At 52.1% G+C, this 18,723-nt stretch carries 15 protein-coding genes; 8 read left to right on the forward strand and 7 right to left on the reverse strand.

Annotated features, from left to right (window positions below):
- Positions 1-41 precede the first annotated feature (41 nt).
- Positions 42-1,250, reverse strand: a complete 1,209-nt coding sequence (locus G604_RS0105685; RefSeq protein ID WP_028909722.1) for an efflux RND transporter periplasmic adaptor subunit — start codon at positions 1,248-1,250, stop codon at positions 42-44.
- A gap of 199 nt (positions 1,251-1,449) precedes the next feature.
- Positions 1,450-2,892: a CCA tRNA nucleotidyltransferase gene (locus G604_RS0105690; protein WP_028909723.1), complete on the reverse strand. Its 1,443-nt coding sequence runs from the start codon at positions 2,890-2,892 to the stop codon at positions 1,450-1,452.
- A 179-nt stretch (positions 2,893-3,071) separates the two neighbouring features.
- On the opposite strand from G604_RS0105690, the gene G604_RS0105695 reads away from it, so the two are divergent.
- The 8 genes from G604_RS0105695 to G604_RS0105730 all read left to right on the forward strand — a co-directional run bounded on the left by G604_RS0105695 (position 3,072) and on the right by G604_RS0105730 (position 10,906).
- Entirely contained in the window at positions 3,072-3,569 is a 498-nt protein-coding gene (locus tag G604_RS0105695; protein WP_028909724.1) for a helix-turn-helix domain-containing protein, read from the forward strand.
- 61 nt (positions 3,570-3,630) lie between these two features.
- A complete protein-coding gene (locus tag G604_RS0105700) occupies positions 3,631-4,827 on the forward strand; it encodes a C10 family peptidase (protein WP_028909725.1) in 1,197 nt (398 codons plus the stop codon).
- A gap of 44 nt (positions 4,828-4,871) precedes the next feature.
- Positions 4,872-5,396, forward strand: a complete 525-nt coding sequence (locus tag G604_RS0105705) for a hypothetical protein (protein WP_155941863.1) — start codon at positions 4,872-4,874, stop codon at positions 5,394-5,396.
- Positions 5,397-5,670: 274 nt separating this feature from the next.
- Positions 5,671-6,267 carry a DUF1599 domain-containing protein gene (locus tag G604_RS13660; RefSeq protein ID WP_051220245.1) on the forward strand — a complete coding sequence of 199 codons (597 nt, stop codon included), beginning with the start codon at positions 5,671-5,673 and terminating at the stop codon, positions 6,265-6,267.
- Positions 6,264-8,312: a BT_3928 family protein gene (locus G604_RS0105715; RefSeq protein ID WP_081657670.1), complete on the forward strand. Its 2,049-nt coding sequence runs from the start codon at positions 6,264-6,266 to the stop codon at positions 8,310-8,312. Before G604_RS13660 ends, G604_RS0105715 begins: the two co-directional genes overlap by 4 nt.
- A gap of 76 nt (positions 8,313-8,388) precedes the next feature.
- Positions 8,389-9,351: an SPOR domain-containing protein gene (locus G604_RS15705; RefSeq protein ID WP_028909728.1), complete on the forward strand. Its 963-nt coding sequence runs from the start codon at positions 8,389-8,391 to the stop codon at positions 9,349-9,351.
- A gap of 55 nt (positions 9,352-9,406) precedes the next feature.
- Positions 9,407-10,000, forward strand: coding sequence for a GTP cyclohydrolase I FolE (gene folE / locus G604_RS0105725; protein WP_028909729.1), 594 nt, complete (start codon positions 9,407-9,409; stop codon positions 9,998-10,000).
- Between the two features lie 156 nt (positions 10,001-10,156).
- Positions 10,157-10,906, forward strand: coding sequence for an exodeoxyribonuclease III (locus tag G604_RS0105730; RefSeq protein WP_028909730.1), 750 nt, complete (start codon positions 10,157-10,159; stop codon positions 10,904-10,906).
- Positions 10,907-10,910: 4 nt separating this feature from the next.
- Here the strand turns inward: G604_RS0105730 and G604_RS0105735 are convergent, their stop codons facing one another.
- The 5 genes from G604_RS0105735 to G604_RS0105755 are packed head-to-tail and all read right to left on the reverse strand — an operon-like array spanning position 10,911 to position 18,721.
- Positions 10,911-12,359: a tetratricopeptide repeat protein gene (locus G604_RS0105735; RefSeq protein WP_028909731.1), complete on the reverse strand. Its 1,449-nt coding sequence runs from the start codon at positions 12,357-12,359 to the stop codon at positions 10,911-10,913.
- A gap of 10 nt (positions 12,360-12,369) precedes the next feature.
- Positions 12,370-14,469, reverse strand: a complete 2,100-nt coding sequence (locus tag G604_RS0105740; RefSeq protein ID WP_036904717.1) for a hypothetical protein — start codon at positions 14,467-14,469, stop codon at positions 12,370-12,372.
- Positions 14,466-16,982: a hypothetical protein gene (locus tag G604_RS0105745; protein WP_155941864.1), complete on the reverse strand. Its 2,517-nt coding sequence runs from the start codon at positions 16,980-16,982 to the stop codon at positions 14,466-14,468. Before G604_RS0105745 ends, G604_RS0105740 begins: the two co-directional genes overlap by 4 nt.
- A 7-nt stretch (positions 16,983-16,989) precedes the next feature.
- The gene (locus tag G604_RS0105750) at positions 16,990-17,544 is read right to left on the reverse strand and encodes a DUF3575 domain-containing protein (RefSeq protein WP_028909734.1); all 555 of its coding nucleotides are present in this window, start codon (positions 17,542-17,544) and stop codon (positions 16,990-16,992) included.
- Positions 17,545-17,548: 4 nt separating this feature from the next.
- A complete protein-coding gene (locus tag G604_RS0105755; RefSeq protein ID WP_196801093.1) occupies positions 17,549-18,721 on the reverse strand; it encodes a fimbrillin family protein in 1,173 nt (390 codons plus the stop codon).
- Positions 18,722-18,723: the final 2 nt, after the last annotated feature.

The raw sequence follows: 18,723 nt of genomic DNA on the forward strand, positions 1-18,723 counted from the left end.
CTACGGCAGTTTTAATTTTTTACTTCTTTACCTTTTTACTTTTACTTCCCGCTCATCGCACTGACAAAGCCTTTGGCCGTGCCCTGCTTCTCGGCGAGCTTGGCAGCCTTGTCAATGTTCTGCTGGTACTGTGCCTCGGTGATTGGCGTGATCTCCTGACCATCGGTGAGCTTAGAGATACCCTTCGTCACGATGCGGTCGCCGACGTGGAGACCACTGGTAACGATATAGTGCTGACCGTCATTCTGAGGATTGACGGTGATCTCAGTATACTTCACCGTCGTCTTGTTGCCCTTGCTGTTGCTGGCGACATAGACGAACATCTTATCCTGCACCTGGACAACAGCCTCCTGCGGAATCATAATAGCATTGTTGTCGAACTGCGGGATGATGATCTGACCGGCACCACCACTCTTCAGCAAGCCCTGAGGATTAGCGAAATGGGCAATGAGGGTGTAAGCACCGGTATTCTGGTCGATAACGCCACTGACCTTCACGATCTTTCCGGGAAGGTTGTAGTCGGTACCGTCAGCCATCTGCAGCTTCACCGTAGGCATCTGCGCGATAGCGGCCTGAACACTGCCGGCACTCTTGATGAGATCCATCATCTTACCCTCGTTGACGGAGAAGAAGACCTCTACCGTGGAGATATCGGAGACTGTCGTCAACGCAGCGCTCGGAGAAGCATAAGCTCCGGCCTTATAAGGCAGGTCACCGACGACACCATTGGCGGGAGACTTCACGACACAATAGGACAGCTGTTCCTTGGCGGAAGCCAGGGAGGCAGAAGCCTGCGCGACAGCGGCCTCGGCATTGGCGAGGTTGTTGGCAGCCGTGGAGAGCTCATACTGGCCGATGACATTCTTAGCAAAGAGCTTACGGTTGTTGTTATAGGTCAGACGGGCCGTGTTCAACTGGGCACGGGCCGTACCTACAGCAGCAGCAGCCTGACGGACAGCGGCACGCTGTGTTCCGTCATCTATCGTGAAGAGTACCTGACCGGCACTCACGCGCTGACCTTCCTGAACGAGGACACGCGTGATGATTCCGGAGGTCTTCGGACGCACCTCTACATCATGGATACCCTTGATGGTTGCAGGGTAGGTTGTCTGCAACGTCGTGCTCTGGGAGCCGATGGTCACCACGGGGTATTCATCATCCCCGAAGTTCGGCATACCACTGCTCTTGCTGCCACAAGAAACAACTGTAGCGGCTACGGCAATCATCAAAATAAACTTGCTTAGTTTCATACCTAACTTTATATGTTTAACCTAATTATATATATTTCTCTAATTTACTCTTAATTCTCATCCGCAGATGTTTTTAGAAGCGGTTTATCAGAAAACTATAATCTATTCTGTAGTTTTTTCGTGTGCAAAGTTAGTAAATATTATTGTGCAAAAAAAATATCAGCCCGTCTTTTAACAAAATTTGTGGAGAAGGAGGGCGCTACGCTATCCCCATCTCTTCAGCTTTCTTCTTCAGCAGCTGCATCAGCGGCTCGCGCTCGTTCTCCACGGTACCGTCGAGGACAGCATCCTTGAGACACTGTTTCAGTTCGCCTACTTCGCGCGAGGGCTTGAGATGGAAGAGTTCCATGATCTCATTACCGTCGATGCACGGCTGCAATAAGCGCTTGTAGTCACGTTCCTTGAGGTCGGCGAGTTTCTCCCTGACAAGTTTGAAATTATCGAGGAACCGCTGTTTGCGCTGCGCGTTCTTACTCGTAATATCGGCCTCACAGAGCGTCATGAGGTCATCGATGTCATCGCCGGCATCATTCAACAGACGACGGACAGCAGAATCCGTCACCTGCTCATCGGCAATGACAATGGGCCGCATGTGGAGGTCAACGAGTTTCTGCACATATTTCATCTTACTGTCCAACGGCAGATCGAGACGACGGAAGATGACAGGCACCATCTTCGCGCCGACATAGTTATGATTGTGGAATGTCCAGCCCTGCGGCTCTTCCCATCGCTTCGTCTTCGTCTTTCCGACATCGTGAAGGAGAGCGGCCCAGCGCAGCCAGAGATTCGGTTCCTTTCCGGCATTCTTCTCGGCAGTAACGACATGCTCCAAGACCTCGAGCGTATGATAGAAATTATTCTTGTGGGCACGGCCGTTGCGCTTCTCCACGATATCAAGGACGGAGAGCTCGGGGAGAATGAGGGCCAGAAGACCGGAGCGCTGGAGATAGTCGAAGCCGATGCTCGGATGGGGCGCGAGGACGATCTTGTTGAGCTCGTCCTTCACGCGTTCCCCACTGACAATCTTAATACGGTCTTTCATGTCGCAGAGCGCCTTCCACGTCTCATCCTCAATCTGAAAATTCAACTGGGTGGCGAAACGCACGCAGCGCATCATACGCAATGGGTCATCGGAGAAAGTAATACCGGGCTCCAGAGGCGTGGCGATGATGCCGTCCTCCAGATCCTCGATGCCATAGAACGGATCGACGAGTTCGCCGAAACGGCCCTTGTTCAGACAGATCGCCATGGCATTAATGGTGAAGTCGCGGCGGTTCTGATCATCTTCCAATGTGCCGTCCTCAACATGCGGCTTACGGGAGTCGTGACTGTAACTTTCCTTGCGGGCACCGACAAACTCCACCTCCAAGCCTTTGTATTTCACCTGGGCAGTACCGAAATTACGGAAGACGCTGACATGAGCCTTACGGCCGAGGCGCTTGCGGAGACCTTCGGCTACGGTGATGCCACTGCCGACGACAACGACATCAATGTCGTTGCTCGGACGATCGAGGAAGAGGTCACGGACATAACCGCCCACGACATAACACTCTACGCCGAGACCATCGGCGACATCCCCTATCATGTGAAAGATTTCCTTATCCAACAACTGCGCCAGCTGCGCGTCTGTATATAGCTTCATTCCGTTTTCCGTTTGAACGTGCAAAATTAAACATTATCTCCCGAATATCTCCCCTCCTCTGCGTTAAATTTTAATAATCCTTGTCGACTTTAAACGTTATATCGGAAAATATTCTTACCTTTGTCGAGATAATAAACACTCGGACATGACACGTCATGTTCCGCCTAACTCCAATATCTATGCAACATTTCCTTCTCCGCAGCTACCGTCGTATCCGTGAGAACAACCACGCCCTCTATGAGAAAAACATGCAACTGCTCCAAAATGCCGAAGACAAGCGGAAGGAATCTATAGAAAAATATGCTGGCAGTACGCTCAAAGATGAAGAGAAAGATCAGCTCATGCAACAAATCAGCCATATCATGAACGAGACAGAGCATCCCTTCTCGCCCGACTTCTCCATCGAAGTGCTCGCTACGCTCTGTCACTCCAAATATAAATATGTGTCACAAGTCATTCACGAACAGACAGGTTGCCATTTCAGTCAATATCTTAACACTTTTCGTATTCAAGAAGCCTGCCGAAGAATGAAAGACCAAGACCATTACAGCCGCTACACCCTCGAAGCCCTCGCCAACAGCATCGGCTTCAAGTCGCGGTCCGCCTTCATCGCCTCTTTTAAGAAAAACACAGGACTCTCTCCCTCCGAATTTCTGAAGATTGTCAGAGAATCGTAATCAGATAATCGATAATCCATAAGCGCTTCAAGCCAAGGTTATCATTCATCAAGGAAAACTGATGATCGTCAATCGCGGTGAGAATGACGGCTTCGTCATCATCCGCAGTGAGGGCGACAGTCATACCATCCTTGGCTACTCCGAGCACGGACACATCAACACAGAAGCCATGCCTGAGAACCTTAGATACTGGTTACAGTGCTATGTAGCAGAAAACGAACAGACAATTCTCTCATATAAAAACGACCATGTAAAATACAAAGCACACGCTCCACTTCTAACTACCATCGCCTGGGACCAAAATGATCCCTACAACCTCATGACGCCATACTACGTGGGAACGACGCATGCCGCAACAGGCTGCGCCGCCACCGCTATGGCACAAATTCTTTATTTTCATCACTGGCCCCTTCAGGGGAAAGGGACGGCATCCTATAAATGTTCCACCCTCAATAATGCCACACTGACGGCAGACTTCTCCAAAGACACTTACAACTGGGCATCCATGAAACCACAATATAACATCCCCGGAGACAATGATCAGGAAAGTTCCCGTGAAGCCGTGGCGTTGCTCATGCGCGACTGCGGCTACGCCATCCACATGCTCTATGGCGCACAGAGCGGTGCCGACACCGGCTTGTGGCCTGCAGCCCTCGTCGACAATTTCTCTTACGACAAAGGCATAGGCCTGCTCAACCGGCAGTACTACACCCAACAGGAGTGGGACGACATTATCCACAAGGAGATTGACAACAACCGGCCCGTCCTCGCCGCTCCCTCTGAGGCAGCAGCAATCACGACGACTCATCAACTGTCGGCTGGAAATGTCCTGCCTATAGACAGCATAGCCGTTACAGCTTCCCTCACGGGAAATGCGGGAGTCTATGCGGGAGATATCACTGCTTATATCTATGACGCAACGGGGAAGACCATCATGGGGAGTTTCAATCCGCAATTCGTCATGATCGAGAAAGGACAGACGGTGACAATTCCACTTCACGGTACTTTCGAGAATGGCATTCCCGGCACTACTTACATGCTCCGCCTCGTTGATCTCACGAACAGTTCATTCATCACGCCCAAAGACCTCGCGTCCTGCACCTTCGTCCTCTCTTCTCCCACCACGGACATCAACGCTAACAGCGCTCCAGCAATAAAACATCCCCACAGCGCAGTCAGCTATGATCTTCGCGGTATAAGAATCTACGACCACCATCACGGCGCCGTCATCGTTGGCAAGAAGAAAATGATCAAATAATTCCCGAAAATACTCCCCTCAAACACAATAAAAAGAGAAAAATTATGAGAAAGGAAAACATGATTTTAATGACCCTGCTGCTGGCATGTTCTCCCGCCGCCTTCGCGCAAGTACCACGAAGACCCCTTCCAATCAAGAAGGTGAATATGGGAAAGAACATGACCATCCACCGATTGCGTAAATCGGTGACGCAGGCAGACCCGTCACTCTCCGTATGGCAGAATACAGATGACGGAGAATATCAGCAGATTGGCGACACGATTGATGTAACGAAAGCTGACACTGCCGGATGGTACCAGGTCACCATTCCTTTGACGGTCAGCGCCGACGCTCATTATGCTACGCTGCGCTTCATCGCTAAGGGATATAATTATCCCGACATGATACTCATCGACAATATAACCGTTGGTGATGATACTGCCACGGGTATCTCTGCAGTTCATCAGCAGAAGATCACCGGTGTTGAGCACTACCGCCTCAACGGTACACGCGAGACGCGCCAGTGCCCAACCAACGGCATCTATATTGAGAGAACGAATAAGCAAGCTCATAAAATATTGGTTAAGTAATCGTTTTTTGAGTTTTGTTGTTGTAGGCGGTACGGATTCGTCCGTGCCGCCGTTTTTTATATCCAGTGGATGTCGCTCATATCTATGTCATTTACCGATGCTATCTTCGTTAGATAATTTTTTATCTTCGTTAGATAAAAAATTATCTAACACATTTAGATTCATCATTCACGAGCCTAATCGTCTGCTTGTTTTTTGTTTTTTATGTTTTTGTCTGTTTTCTTGGTCATCTCGCTGAAATTCCGTAAATTTGCAGCGTATTTCAACGAGAATCATGTCTGAGAAGAATATAACGACCAATGAGCAGTTTGAACAGGTGCTGGCGGAATGCCGTGACCTCTTCAAGAAAAAGCTCTACGACTATAAGGCATCGTGGCGCATGCTGCGGCCCTCATCCCTCACGGACCAGCTCTTCATCAAGGCCAAGCGCATCCGCAGCCTCGAGATCAAAGGCGAGAGTTGGGTCGGCGAAGGGATAAGGCCCGAATTCGTGGCCCTCATCAACTACGGTCTCATCGGTATCATCCAGCTCCGCAAAGGATTCGTGGACCATGTCGATATCAGTAATGACGAGGCGTTGCAGCTCTACGACGAATGTGCCCAGGAAGCGCTGGCGCTCATGAAGCGCAAGAACCACGACTACGACGAGGCATGGCGCGACATGCGCGTGACGAGCTATACCGACTTCATCCTCACGAAGATCGAGCGTATCAAGGAGATTGAGGACCATGCCGGTAAGACGGTGGCCTCCGAGGGAATCGACGCCAACTATCTCGACATCGTCAACTATGCCGTCTTCGGTGTCATCAAACTCACGGAGCAGCAAGAGGAAGAAGAGGAAACGGAAAAGAAGGAGGACCCTAAAGCGTGAAGACCGTTAAGATCATCCTCGTCAATCTCTGCCGCCTCGCCCTGGCGCTGACGTTTGTCTTCTCAGGCTTCGTCAAGGCCATCGATCCGCAAGGCACGCAGTATAAACTCCAGGATTATCTCACAGCGCTCAGTCTGCAGGGCTTCGTCCCCGATGCCGTCACGCTCCTCGCCGCCGTCGCCCTCGCCGCCATTGAGCTGACGATGGGCATCATGATTCTCTTCGCCATCGAGCGCCGCCGCATCTCGAAATTCGTCGTCGCCTTCATGGCCGTGATGACCCTCATCACCGTATGGATCTTCTTCGCCAACCCCGTGAAGGACTGCGGCTGCTTCGGCGATGCCATCCATCTGACCAACGGGCAGACGCTTGCGAAGAATATCGTCCTCATGGCCTGTGCCCTCATCGTCGTGCGATGGCCGCTGCTCATGCCCCGGCTCATCTCGAAGACGAATCAGTGGATCATCACGAACTACACCCTCCTCTATATCCTCGCCACGAGCGCGTGGTGTCTCTGGGACTTGCCGACGTTCGACTTCCGTCCCTACCATCTCGGCGCTAACATCCTCAAGGGGATGACGATTCCGAAGGGCGCGCCGCAGCCGAAGTTCACCACGACATTCATCCTCGAGAAACACGGAGTCAAGAAAGAGTTCACGCTCGACAACTACCCCGACTCGACATGGACGTTCATCGACAGTAAGACGGTGCAGACGGCTCCCGGCTATGTGCCGCCGATCCATGACTTCTCCATCGAGGACCAGCAAGGCAACGATATCACGCAGCAGGCGCTCCACCACAAAGGCTACACGTTCCTGCTGATTATGCCGCATCTCGAGCAGGCCGACCAGAGTCAGTTTGGCGATATCAACGAGATCTACGACTATGCCGTCGATCACCACTATCCCTTCTACTGTCTCACGGCCAGCGACGAGAAGGCACGACAGAAATGGGAGGATATGACGGGTGCGGAATACCCATTCTACACGTGCGACGAGACGACGCTGAAGACGATCGTCCGCAGCAATCCCGGCCTCGTCCTCCTCAAGGACGCCACGGTCATCGGCAAATGGAGCCATAATCGGTTGCCGAAGGAGATCATGAGCGACAAGCCCCTCAACGAGCTCTCCATCGGACAGCTCAATCCCGACAGCGTCGCCAAGCGCGTCACGGAGATCTTCCTGTGGTATGTGCTGCCCCTGTTTCTTCTGTCGCTCGTCGACCGCATTATCGTCAATATAAAACGCAGAAAAGATATTTTTGTTTCACATAAAAACAATAGAACAATGAGAAAGAAAATTGTAGCAGGCAACTGGAAAATGAACATGAACCTGCAGGATGGCGTCGCTCTCGCCAAGGAAATCAATGCAGCCTGTGCTGCCGACAAGCCCAACTGTGGCGTGATCGTCTGCACACCGTTCATCCACCTGGCTTCCGTAGCTCAGGTCCTCGATCAGAATGTCGTTGCCCTCGGTGCTGAGAACTGCGCCGACAAGGCTAAGGGTGCTTACACCGGTGAGGTCAGCGCTGAGATGGTCAAGAGCACAGGTGCTCAGTATGTCATCCTCGGCCACAGCGAGCGCCGTCAGTACTATCACGAGACTCCGGAGATCCTGAAGGAGAAGGTCCAGCTGGCTCTCGCCAACGGTCTGAAGGTTATCTTCTGCTGCGGTGAGACCCTCGAGGAGCGTGAGGCCAACAAGCAGAACGAGGTCGTCAAGGCAGAGCTCGACGGCAGCGTCTTCAACCTCTCCGCTGACGAGTGGAAGAACATCGTACTGGCTTACGAGCCGATCTGGGCCATCGGTACCGGCAAGACCGCTACCTCTGACCAGGCTGAGGAGATGCTCGCTTACATCCGTTCCATCGTCGCTGAGAAGTATGGCAAGCAGGCCGCTGAGGACACCACAATCCTCTATGGTGGCAGCTGCAAGCCGGGCAACGCTAAGGAGCTCTTCGCTAAGCCCGACATCGACGGCGGTCTCATCGGTGGCGCTTCTCTGAAAGCTGCTGACTTCAAGGCCATCATCGACGCTTGGAAGTAATTCCGTCACAACCCCATGCCCCCTCCCCCGCCAATGGCGGGAGGGGCCTTTTCATGAATGTTTTAGCCCTGAGAAAATGAAATATTGGTTTACGTTACTCGTTCTGGTCTGTTGTCCCCTCACTGCCATCCATGCGCAGTCTTTCCTCGACCATCTCCGTCAGAAAGTACAGGGACAGGGTACGATTACGATAACCGAAAATACAGCCATCGACAACCTCGTCAATGGCAAACCTCAGTCCAACACCTATACCCCGTCGACGACTGGAAAGCCGTCATCGACAGAGACCCGCCGCAACACCACAACAACCGGAAAGAATACAACCACCCCATCCTACTCTTCTGTTCCGCAGACACCAAAGAACCCGCAGAAGGCAACGACACAGAGCGGACAGGACAAACAGAAGAAACTCAGCAAGGCTGAGCGAAAAAAATTAGAACAACAAGAGTTGCAGCGTGCTCAGGAAATGGCACGCCAGCAAGAGATCCAACGCCAACAAGAACAGGAGCGTCAGGCTGCCTTGGAGAAAGAGCGTCAGGCTGCCTTGGAGAAAGAGCGCCAGGCCGCGTTGGAAAGAGAGCGCCAGGCTACGATGGAAAGAGAGCGCCAGGCTGCTCAGCAACAGATCGCTGAACATGAGCGTGCCGAACGTGCTGCTGCAGAGCGTAAGGCGGCCGCAGAGAAGAAAGCGGCCGCAGAGCGTAAGGCGGCGGAAAATGATGAAAACTTCGATATCCCTACCGTCGACATGCGTAAGAAAGTCATGCGCGGCTCACATAAAGTCACAGGTTACCGTGTCCAGGCTTTCGCCGGTGGCAACAGTCGTGCGGACCGTGTCAAGGCTGAGAAGATCGGCAACATGATCAAGATGCGGTTCCCCGACCTGCCCGTTTACGTCCATTTCTATTCTCCCCGCTGGATCTGCCGTGTCGGAAACTTCCGTTCCCAGAGTGAGGCCATGCGCGTGCTCCGTCAGGTGAGAGCCATGGGCTGTAAGGGCGCCTGCTTGGTAAAGGGAAAGATAACCGTACAATATTAATAAGGTATATATAATAAGGTGTCCGCCGTATGCGGGACACAGAAACAGAAAAAAGATGAATCCAGAAACCGATTTTCGTGACGGCCTCGACAAACTTGCCGCCGACTATAAAGATATCCTTCAGACGCTCGGTGAAGATCCTGAGCGCGAGGGACTGTTGAAGACGCCGATGCGTGTGGCCAAAGCCATGCAGATCCTTACACGTGGCTATTTCCAGGACCCGCATAAGGTCCTCACCGATGCCCTCTTCGAGGAGAAATACGATCAGATGGTCATCGTCAAGGATATTGACGTCTTCTCCCTCTGTGAGCATCACATGCTGCCGTTCTATGGCAAGTGCCATGTGGCTTATATCCCCAATGGAAAGATCACGGGACTGAGCAAGATCGCACGCGTCGTAGATATCTACAGCCATCGTCTGCAGGTACAGGAGCGGCTCACCCAACAGATCAAAGACTGTATCCAAGATACGCTGAAACCCCAGGGCGTCATGGTTGTCATCGAAGCCAAACACATGTGCATGCAGATGCGCGGCGTGGAGAAGCAAAACTCCATCACCACCACATCCGACTACAGTGGTGTCTTCAACAGCCTCAACACGCGCATGGAGTTCATGAGCCTCCTCCGCGGCGAGAGCAAGAGAATATAATATAAAAATCCAACATCCTATTGCAGGGGCCGTCCCTTGTGGCGGCCCGCCGTCGGAACGACGGATTTCTTCATAATTTGCACACATCCGACCTAACGGTCGGCGGGCCGCCACAAGGGACGGCCCCTGCAAATCGATCAAAGAATATTAGAATGTATGAAATTTATTAGTTGGAATGTCAACGGGCTGCGCGCCTGTGTCAATAAAGGCTTCAAAGAAAGTTTTGAAAGCCTCGATGCCGATTTCTTCTGCCTTCAGGAGACCAAGATGCAGGAAGGACAACTAGACCTGCAGTTCTCCGGCTATGAGAGTTACTGGAATTATGCTGAGAAGAAAGGCTATAGTGGCACAGCCATTTATGCCAAACACAAGCCACTCAGCGTGACAAAAGGCATCGGTATTGAAGAGCACGACCACGAGGGTCGTGTCATCACGCTTGAATATCCCGATTTCTATCTCGTCACCGTCTATACACCAAACAGCCAGGACGGTCTTCGCCGCCTCGACTACCGTATGACGTGGGAGCGTGATTTCCAGGCCTATCTCCATCAGCTCGATCAGAAGAAGCCCGTCATCGTCTGCGGAGATATGAATGTCGCCCACGAGGAGATTGATATCAAGAATCCGAAGACAAACCATAAGAATGCCGGCTTCACCGATGAGGAACGTGAGCAGATGACGACACTCCTCGGCAATGGTTTCACGGATACTTTCCGTTATAAATATCCGGAAGAGATAACTTATAGTTGGTGGAGCTATCGTTTCCACGCCCGTGAGAAGAATGCCGGCTGGCGTATTGACTACTTCCTCATCTCCGACCGTCTCCGCGACCGCCTTGAGGACGCGAAAATCCACACGGAAATCATGGGCAGTGATCACTGCCCCATAGAACTGGACTTGAAATAATTCATTATCTCAAGCTGATCATCTTTCTGGCATTCACATTATTCGGATCTACCGTCAACACTTTCCGTGCGTAATAAACCGTATCTTTGATGCGGTTTTGGTGGTAACTGTAGAAAGCCATATAGGACCAGGCATCACGAAGCATATTCTTCCAACGATCCTGATGATCCTTCCGCTTCTGGATATAATCGATGAGTTTCTGATACAAGGGGACAGCCGTGCCCGCCTTCGCTTCCGGGTCCAGGACTTGTGTGCAATAAGCCGCATGGTAATAATAGAGGATATCGATCTGATCCCAATAACCATATTTCGCATCAAACTCATTATACGCTTTGTCGAGATCGGCATAGGCCTCTTTCTCTCCCTGATGCAGATCAATGGCATCTTGTAATTTTGTCAGATAAATCTGGGTCAACAAATACCAGTCATAAGGCTGCGTATGACTTCTCAAAGTAAGAAACAACCGGTATTCCTTTGCGGCTAAGTCATACTCACCACCGGCCTTCATACCGTCGAGGGTTGCCGTGAGCTGTTTGTTCATCGTCTTGCGGTCCTCACTATCCCAGGTACTGTCATTATTCAGAAATTCAGCGAACGTCCGCATGCTCTCATCATAATTACGTATGCCATTGGATGCCGATACCTGATAGACATAATCCAAGACATTCAACTTCAATCCGTCCGCCTTCTGCTGTAACGCACGGAACTGACAGCCATGGTCATAGGCCTCCTGATATTTCTTCAACTGCACACCATCATAGAGGAGCACACGGTGCAAACGGGGCTGACTGGGATATTTCTTCAATCCCTGCAGCGCCACCCGTGAGCTCTCCTCATAACGATTATCGAAATACAGGGCGAAGGCATAACGCCATAGATTATCTTCATCCATCTTGGCGGAGTCGACACGCGCGTACTGCTCCGCTGCCTGATGGAACTGACTGTTGGAGAAGAGGATGAAAGCCTGTGAGAGCTCCGTGTTGACACCCGGCAGGGCTTTTCCCATCTTCTCGAGCATCGCTATGGCCTCCTTGGGATGGCTGTGAGCTGCCGTCTCCACATAGCGCTGATAAGCCTCTATGTTCTTTCCGTCAGCTTCTATGGCCTGCTGATAACAAGTCAAAGCCTTCATGGTATCCCGGTCGAATGCCGCCATGTCACCCTGTAAGAGGAAAGCGGGCGCAAAATGGCTATTGAGCTTCAGCGCCTTTCCGAGAAAGACATTGGCCTTCGAACGATTCTGGTTGCGATAATAACTACGGGCAATGGCCACCTGATAGTCGGGACGCTTACTGAATTTCTCCGACAACCGATTGGCTACCGTGTCGGCTTGAACGGAATACTTATGCAACACCTCCGCCAAGGCCTGCTCCATGGCCTTCAAATTGGTCTGGCCATAGACTACCGACAGGGGTGAGAGGAGGAACAACAATATCGTGATATATTTCTTCATATACTTGGGCTTAATGATGGAAGGAAAGGCTATACTGCACACCCACATTGAGGGTCTCCACCAGTGAACAGCCGCCGATACGCGGCAGATCCAGACCTGAAAGGGTCAGGTCATGGAGGAGATACCAAGAGGGCGAGAGGGTCACGGCGATATGGGGCGACACACGGGCCTGCAGCTTAAAACCGAGGACACCGCCGGCCTTGACACCATCGATGACATCCACGGGACGGGCCTCATGGCCTTCCTGCAGGGAGATGGAGCTGTCGAGATGTCCGCTGTCCTTGATGCCGAAGGCCGCCGCCGGTCCTATAAAGGCAGAAAGGGTGAAGGGCCGCCGTGCCTGCACACCGCTCAACGCCGCCGTGAGGTCCATCTGATATCCTAGGGACAAGAGATTGAGAGTCCAGTTGTGCTTCCACAAGCCCTGACGGACGACGGCAGCCTCCACGCCCGACGCTGCGTCATAAGTGACGTCATGATAGGTCGTGACGGCGTCGGCATGATGCGACAGGCGCTCAAAGGCAGCCCGAATACCATGGACATGAGAGAAATGGCATTCCACATATCCACCATAGTTCATATTCATCAGAGAGGTGCCCTCCAGATAGGGCGACTCTGCCTGCACGAAGTTCATGCCGCCCCACAGACCTACCGTGAGCGGCTGCAGATGACGGCCAAAGAAGTCGGCATTCTCCTCCTGACGATATCTCTTGCCACGCATCATCACACTCACGCCGACGGCAATACTCCATCCGTTCTCGGAGAATCGCTTGTACCAGTCGACATTGGAATAAGGGATGCGATACTGCAGCCATTCATACTTCGGCTCGATAAAGGCCTGCAGATCCTCCGAAAGGGTATAGCCCAAATGGACACCAGCGGTGAGGCCCAACGCCCGGCAACTCAGTTTGCCGCCCGTTTGGAACTTCTGCAACTGCCCGTATTCCACGCCCAAAGGAACAAAGAAACTGAACGGCCGGTTCCATAGATAATTCTTCGACAATCCCATGGGATTCAACAGCAGATCCACGGCGCCACCACTGTAAAGGCTGTGCTGGTCACGACTCAGCGCAGGCCAGGAAGAGGTGGCAGCGACCTCTTCCTTCCGCCACAGGGCAGAACGGGAGAAGGCAGAGAGACGGAGTCCCAGGGCCGGGGAGATCCATTTACCGACGGCAATGCGCCAGTCGGAGCCCATGGACTTCATCAAACCCAGATCCGACTGATTGGCGAGATGGATACCATTGGAGACCTCCAGGAAGAAAGGCATACGCCACGACTGCGCCACACTGTCGGCCGTGAGGTAATTGGCCTGCGAACGCTGCCGCATAAAGCGCCACCGTGCTTCCGGGGAGAGGTTGTTGCGCAGGTAGTATACCACCGACAGGTTAGCACCGTAGAAGATATCGTAACCACGCCAGTTGTTGTTTGATGAGACATCCATCTGATCAGAGCCGACGCCCAGATAGGGCTCCACGGCCAGATAGCCCTGAGGCCCCGTAAAAAATTTAAACTGGGCACCGAGGTGAAACTCGGGACTGACACTGGAGCGCTGGAAATGAGAGGCGCGGCCATACTGCAGCCCCAATCCAAAGATGGCTTGTACCTCCATTCTCCGGGCGGGGTTATAGCCGCCGAAATAGTTGGAGATGCTATACAGATAGTCCAAGCGTCCACCTATCTTATAAAAGGAATAGTCGTACTGTCGCTGATAGCCATAATGGCCTACAAGCGACAGACGCAGTGTGGAGAGCTTGCTCCACTGCTTGCCTATGGCGATATGGGCACCGCCCAGAACGTCATAGCTATAATCGTCATCAGGAGGAAGGATACGCTCTATCCCTACACCGCCCTGGAGAAACAGATGATCGAGGAAGCGGTGGGAGAAACGGTCTCCGTAGTTGCGGTAACGGTCCTCCATAACATAACGGGACGCATTGAGTCCGCGGGCATGATTCAGATGATGCTGGCGTAAGGAGTCACGATGCATCTTCTCGGCCTCATCCTGCAGATAAGGGAGAAGGACAGAATCCGGCACCACGGTCTGTGCTACTGAATGCTGGGAAACCAGCAAACCCAGAAACAAACATATCAAAAAGTTCTGCTTCATTTTCTTCTTTGCATGATGAGTTGGAACATTTTACGGTAATTGCCGATATCCTTCGGGCGATAGGGATATTGCCGACGCTGGTCGTCACTGACATTTCCCTCATTGAAATAGAGACGGGCATACTTCGGCTCCAGATCAAAGCTGTGCTGGAAAAAAGCCAGATACCATGGCACATGGAGACCGCGTACCTTTGCCTCCTCAATATCGTAGGCCTTTTCAGCTTCTTCGTAGCGTTTCAGAGAATCAGGATTACTCTGTTGGAGTTCAATAATCTGGAAATCTGTCAGTCGCTGGAAAGTACTGTTGCCGGTGAGCGATGGCTCCTGCCCGGCGGCATCACTCCACAGGATTCCCTTCAGATACCATTTCTTCGCACTGTTGTCGGGCATACGGTCCACGTATTCCTCTGCCTCCGCACGCGTCTTACCCAACTGGTTACGAAGTTCGGAATAGAGCACGGCCTTGTTGTCAGGACTGGAGTTGAGGACATAGTCATATGCAGCATTAAACTCCGGTGACTTGTTAACAGCGAAGAACTCCCTGACAAAGGTCACGAATTTCTCCACGCGTTCAACACGTGCATCCCCTGTCGCCTTTAACCGGTCGATGAGGAACTGTGCCGTATCCAACTTCTGATCCTGGAAATAAGTAATGGCCTGGTTGATCATCAGTGCCTTGCGGTTACGGATCATCCCCGTTGAGGCATCACGGGAATCGGTCTGGTTCAAGGAGAAATCAATGAAAGGCCGGAGAACGGAAGGGTCATAGATTCCTTTTCGGATGTTCAACAAGGCCTTCCGGTTGGCCACATAAGGAGCAATTTTCAAGAGCCAATAGGCGGGCTGCCGGACAACATGCCGATAGGCGGTCTCCGTGAGTTGGTCTTGTTCGGCACTGTCTGTCAAGGCCTCGAAGAGATGGTAATAGTCGCCGTCGGAAAGGTCTCGGCGCCCCTTGACATAGTCATCACGATGACTCATATACTCCTCCACGGCTTCAGAAGCGTCCATGACATGGTCGATCTCATACTGATAGGAACATTTCATGACACGCTCTGACTCCAGCACGGGAATGACAGCAGAACTGTAATAAGGGCGTTGGCGCACGACAGCATAAGTACCCTCTTCGCCTTTGGAGGCGATGATGCTCCGAAGGTCAGCGGCCACGGCGGCAGAGTCCTTCTGTTCCAACGTTCCCGCGACATCCCCCCAGGTATAGACCCGTACGGAGGGAGAAGGCAGGCGGACATAATCGGCATGATGCCCGAGGCGCTCCCGTAGCATACGTTGTGCCGTGGCGGCACGCTTTCGGGCCAGGATAAGGTTGAGATCGGAACGGCCATCAGGAGAGGCGGCACCCTCGATGCTGATCTGTGTCAGCCGGTCACCGTAGCTGCGCATCTCCTTCGTAAGATTGTTCAGTACGATATCATTCAAAGAGTCACGCGTCAACTGATCTGTTCCCACGACGAAACGTAACAACAGGTCACGAGGGACATCCCGGACCCTTGACTCGGCCTGATCGTAGAACTCCGCCGTCAAGGGCAGTTCGGCAGCGGCGACCTTGAAATCAAGAAATTTAAAGGGGCGATAAGCCAGACAAGAGCCCGTGCCCTCGCCTCCGTTATCAAAAATCTTATGGGTATAATCCTCTACCGTGAGGAAATAAGAACATTTATAACTCTTGTCTTTATCGGGCTTACGGAAGACAACATTCGTATCGAGTTGGAAGGGACGGTCATCACTTAACAGCGGCGTAGGATGATAGCCCACGGCGACAGGATCGTTCTTCAGATAGTCAAAGCCCATACGACGGTCCTGAAGGTCGTGATAGCGAAGCCCTTCATAGACCAGCGGTTTCAGGTAAGCAATGGTGTCATCGGTCTGACAGTCGACAACAACAGGCTGGGCCATCAAACGACAATGGGTATTACAGATTCCTTTTTCCAGATAGGCATTGATATTGAAACTAACCTCATAACCGGTATCCGTGGAGGGGATCTTACGGAAGACGGGGATTTTCCGCTTCCCGTAGACATCCACCTCCGAGATCTCGATGGAAGCCACGCCATGCACGAGGACCCGATAGTCTGTCTGACCGGCCTTGACGGCTACCGCCTCCGCGCCGTCATCACCCAAGATCAAGACACCCATTCCATCTTCCACATGAACCGTAAAGGTTCCATTAGACCGGCTGTCTCTTAAGGCATGAGGCAGATGGGCTACGGCTTTCTCCAATGCGTTTCCACTCGTTCCCGGCTCATTATCTTTTTTGATGGCTGCCTTCAGCTGCTCGGCATAATCTGCTGCCATCTTGTAGGTATTCAGGACTTCATATTTCACTTGTCCGTATTTCGGTGCACTGTTCTTACCGAATGTTTTCTGAGAGACATAGAAATTCGCGTCAAACCGAGTGCTCTGCCCCCACGAGGACAGTGCACCCGACAGGATGAGAAAGCATGCCATCAGAGATGACAACGATATTTTTTTGCATACGCGTTCTATGTTCATCATATCTTTTCTATCTAATAATGTAAGAGAGGGTAATACCAAAATCTACGGGCAACAGCCAAGAACCTTTGGCGTTGGCCACAACCTTCCCGTCCACGGTATAGTCATCGTAATTGTCGCCTTCGAAATACTCTTTCTGCTTATAGGTCAAGAAGCCGAAACCGCTATGGAAGTCGATATTAACCCGTTTGCTGAGATTGAGGACATATCCCAGGAGCATGCCACCACCAATAGCATTTCCATCATAATATTTTCTTTTGATTTTCAAGTCATAGACAACCGCCATTCCGCCAACACCGACATAGAGGCCATGGAGCGGACGTCCGGAGAGATAATATTTCCATTCGGGACGGATACCCCAGAGATGTCCTCCGTCAGTCAGCATGGGCTGCCGACCATAGAAACCATTGATTCCCACCGTCGTGCGGTTGCCTGTCGTCATCTCGATGCCGAGGTTGGGCACCTTTCCGGCATCGAGAAGGAGGTTGTTGCTGACGGTGATCATCTGAGCCTCTACGGTAGAGGCACAGAGCACCGTCAGTATACTGAGCATGATTTTCTTCATACGCTTAATTCACTTCACCGATCGTCTGCTTGAACGCTGAGTCATCAATGACCCACTGCTCCAAACGGCCTTCCAGTATGATCTTCTTCAGCGCATAGACGGTCAACTTGATGTCGTAGGAATGGCCGGCCTGGAATTTCTTACCATCAGCAAGGACCACGGGAACGGATATCGGCTGTACGATGTCCGTCTTACCTCCCAGGGTATCCAGCAGAGTGACGGTGAGGCCATAGTTATGGCCGTCCTCGGGGACAGGCACGATGAAAGCTCCGTCAATATCGGAGTAACTGCCGTCGGCTTTCGGATAATAGGCAGAATCGACCTTCGCATCCTTACTGTCGTGAAGGAAGTAACTCTGAGTAGTGTCGATCTGACTCACCACCGTACCTTGGAGACTATGATCGCCCTTGTCGGCGATATCCGTTACCACGGAGTCGGCGACACCCGTGAGTTGGATACGCTTAATAGCGATCTTCGTAGCCGGGACGTAGCTCTGCGTCAGGGAGTCGAAACCCGCCTTATAAGAGAAGGTGAGCCGCATGAAGAGGTGCTTGAAATCGATCTGTGCCACGCCTTTTGTCTTCGGGTGCTCACGGAAGTATTTAGCACTGTAAGCGTCAGCATTCACCGTATCTTCGGCAGCTCCCCAGAGGAAGTCGGTATGTCCGTCAACCTTCGTGCGTGCCAGGACGCGGTTGGCCTGATGCGACAGCACGTCAGCCTTCGGGAAGATACCATAGAAGGCATAGGCATGGGCATTACCCGTAGGATAATAATAGGTCTCACCCTCGGCCCAGTTGATGGCCGTATAGAGTTTGTCGTCACTTCCCGTCTTCATCACGGCATTGGCAGCGATATTGTCAAGCCACACGGAGTAGGAATTGTCAGACAGGTCATTCCAATAGATCGGGAACGTCTTTCCGTTCTCCATCTGTTTCGTAGCCAGACAGAAGATACGGAGTCCGTTGACCTCGAAATTTCCGGAGTCATCACTCTCGATGCTCGCACGCGTGTCCACGTGGGGTGCCTCCGCGATGGAAGACAGCACCACAGGGACATCACTGGCCTTGAAATCGGCCTGTGATGACGGGCGGTCAGAGAGGGTGTCGTCCGAAGAACAGCCCGCCAGGGCTATGGTCATGGCGGCTGTCATTAGGATCAATACATTCTTCCACATAG

This window comes from Prevotella sp. AGR2160 (assembly GCF_000424185.1).
Taxonomy (GTDB): Bacteria; Bacteroidota; Bacteroidia; order Bacteroidales; family Bacteroidaceae; genus Prevotella.

What these genes read in the sequence shown, in the direction of transcription:
- G604_RS0105690 (WP_028909723.1), bottom strand. Translation starts at nt 2,892, where the DNA reads ATGAAGCTATATACAGACGCGCAGCTGGCGCAGTTGTTGGATAAGGAA.
- G604_RS0105745 (WP_155941864.1), bottom strand. Translation starts at nt 16,982, where the DNA reads ATGATGAACATAGAACGCGTATGCAAAAAAATATCGTTGTCATCTCTG.
- G604_RS15705 (WP_028909728.1), top strand. Translation starts at nt 8,389, where the DNA reads ATGAAATATTGGTTTACGTTACTCGTTCTGGTCTGTTGTCCCCTCACT.
- G604_RS0105750 (WP_028909734.1), bottom strand. Translation starts at nt 17,544, where the DNA reads ATGAAGAAAATCATGCTCAGTATACTGACGGTGCTCTGTGCCTCTACC.
- G604_RS0105735 (WP_028909731.1), bottom strand. Translation starts at nt 12,359, where the DNA reads ATGAAGAAATATATCACGATATTGTTGTTCCTCCTCTCACCCCTGTCG.
- G604_RS0105740 (WP_036904717.1), bottom strand. Translation starts at nt 14,469, where the DNA reads ATGAAGCAGAACTTTTTGATATGTTTGTTTCTGGGTTTGCTGGTTTCC.
- G604_RS0105695 (WP_028909724.1), top strand. Translation starts at nt 3,072, where the DNA reads ATGCAACATTTCCTTCTCCGCAGCTACCGTCGTATCCGTGAGAACAAC.
- G604_RS0105755 (WP_196801093.1), bottom strand. Translation starts at nt 18,721, where the DNA reads ATGTGGAAGAATGTATTGATCCTAATGACAGCCGCCATGACCATAGCC.
- G604_RS0105705 (WP_155941863.1), top strand. Translation starts at nt 4,872, where the DNA reads ATGAGAAAGGAAAACATGATTTTAATGACCCTGCTGCTGGCATGTTCT.
- G604_RS0105700 (WP_028909725.1), top strand. Translation starts at nt 3,631, where the DNA reads ATGATCGTCAATCGCGGTGAGAATGACGGCTTCGTCATCATCCGCAGT.
- G604_RS13660 (WP_051220245.1), top strand. Translation starts at nt 5,671, where the DNA reads ATGTCTGAGAAGAATATAACGACCAATGAGCAGTTTGAACAGGTGCTG.
- G604_RS0105685 (WP_028909722.1), bottom strand. Translation starts at nt 1,250, where the DNA reads ATGAAACTAAGCAAGTTTATTTTGATGATTGCCGTAGCCGCTACAGTT.
- folE (WP_028909729.1), top strand. Translation starts at nt 9,407, where the DNA reads ATGAATCCAGAAACCGATTTTCGTGACGGCCTCGACAAACTTGCCGCC.
- G604_RS0105730 (WP_028909730.1), top strand. Translation starts at nt 10,157, where the DNA reads ATGAAATTTATTAGTTGGAATGTCAACGGGCTGCGCGCCTGTGTCAAT.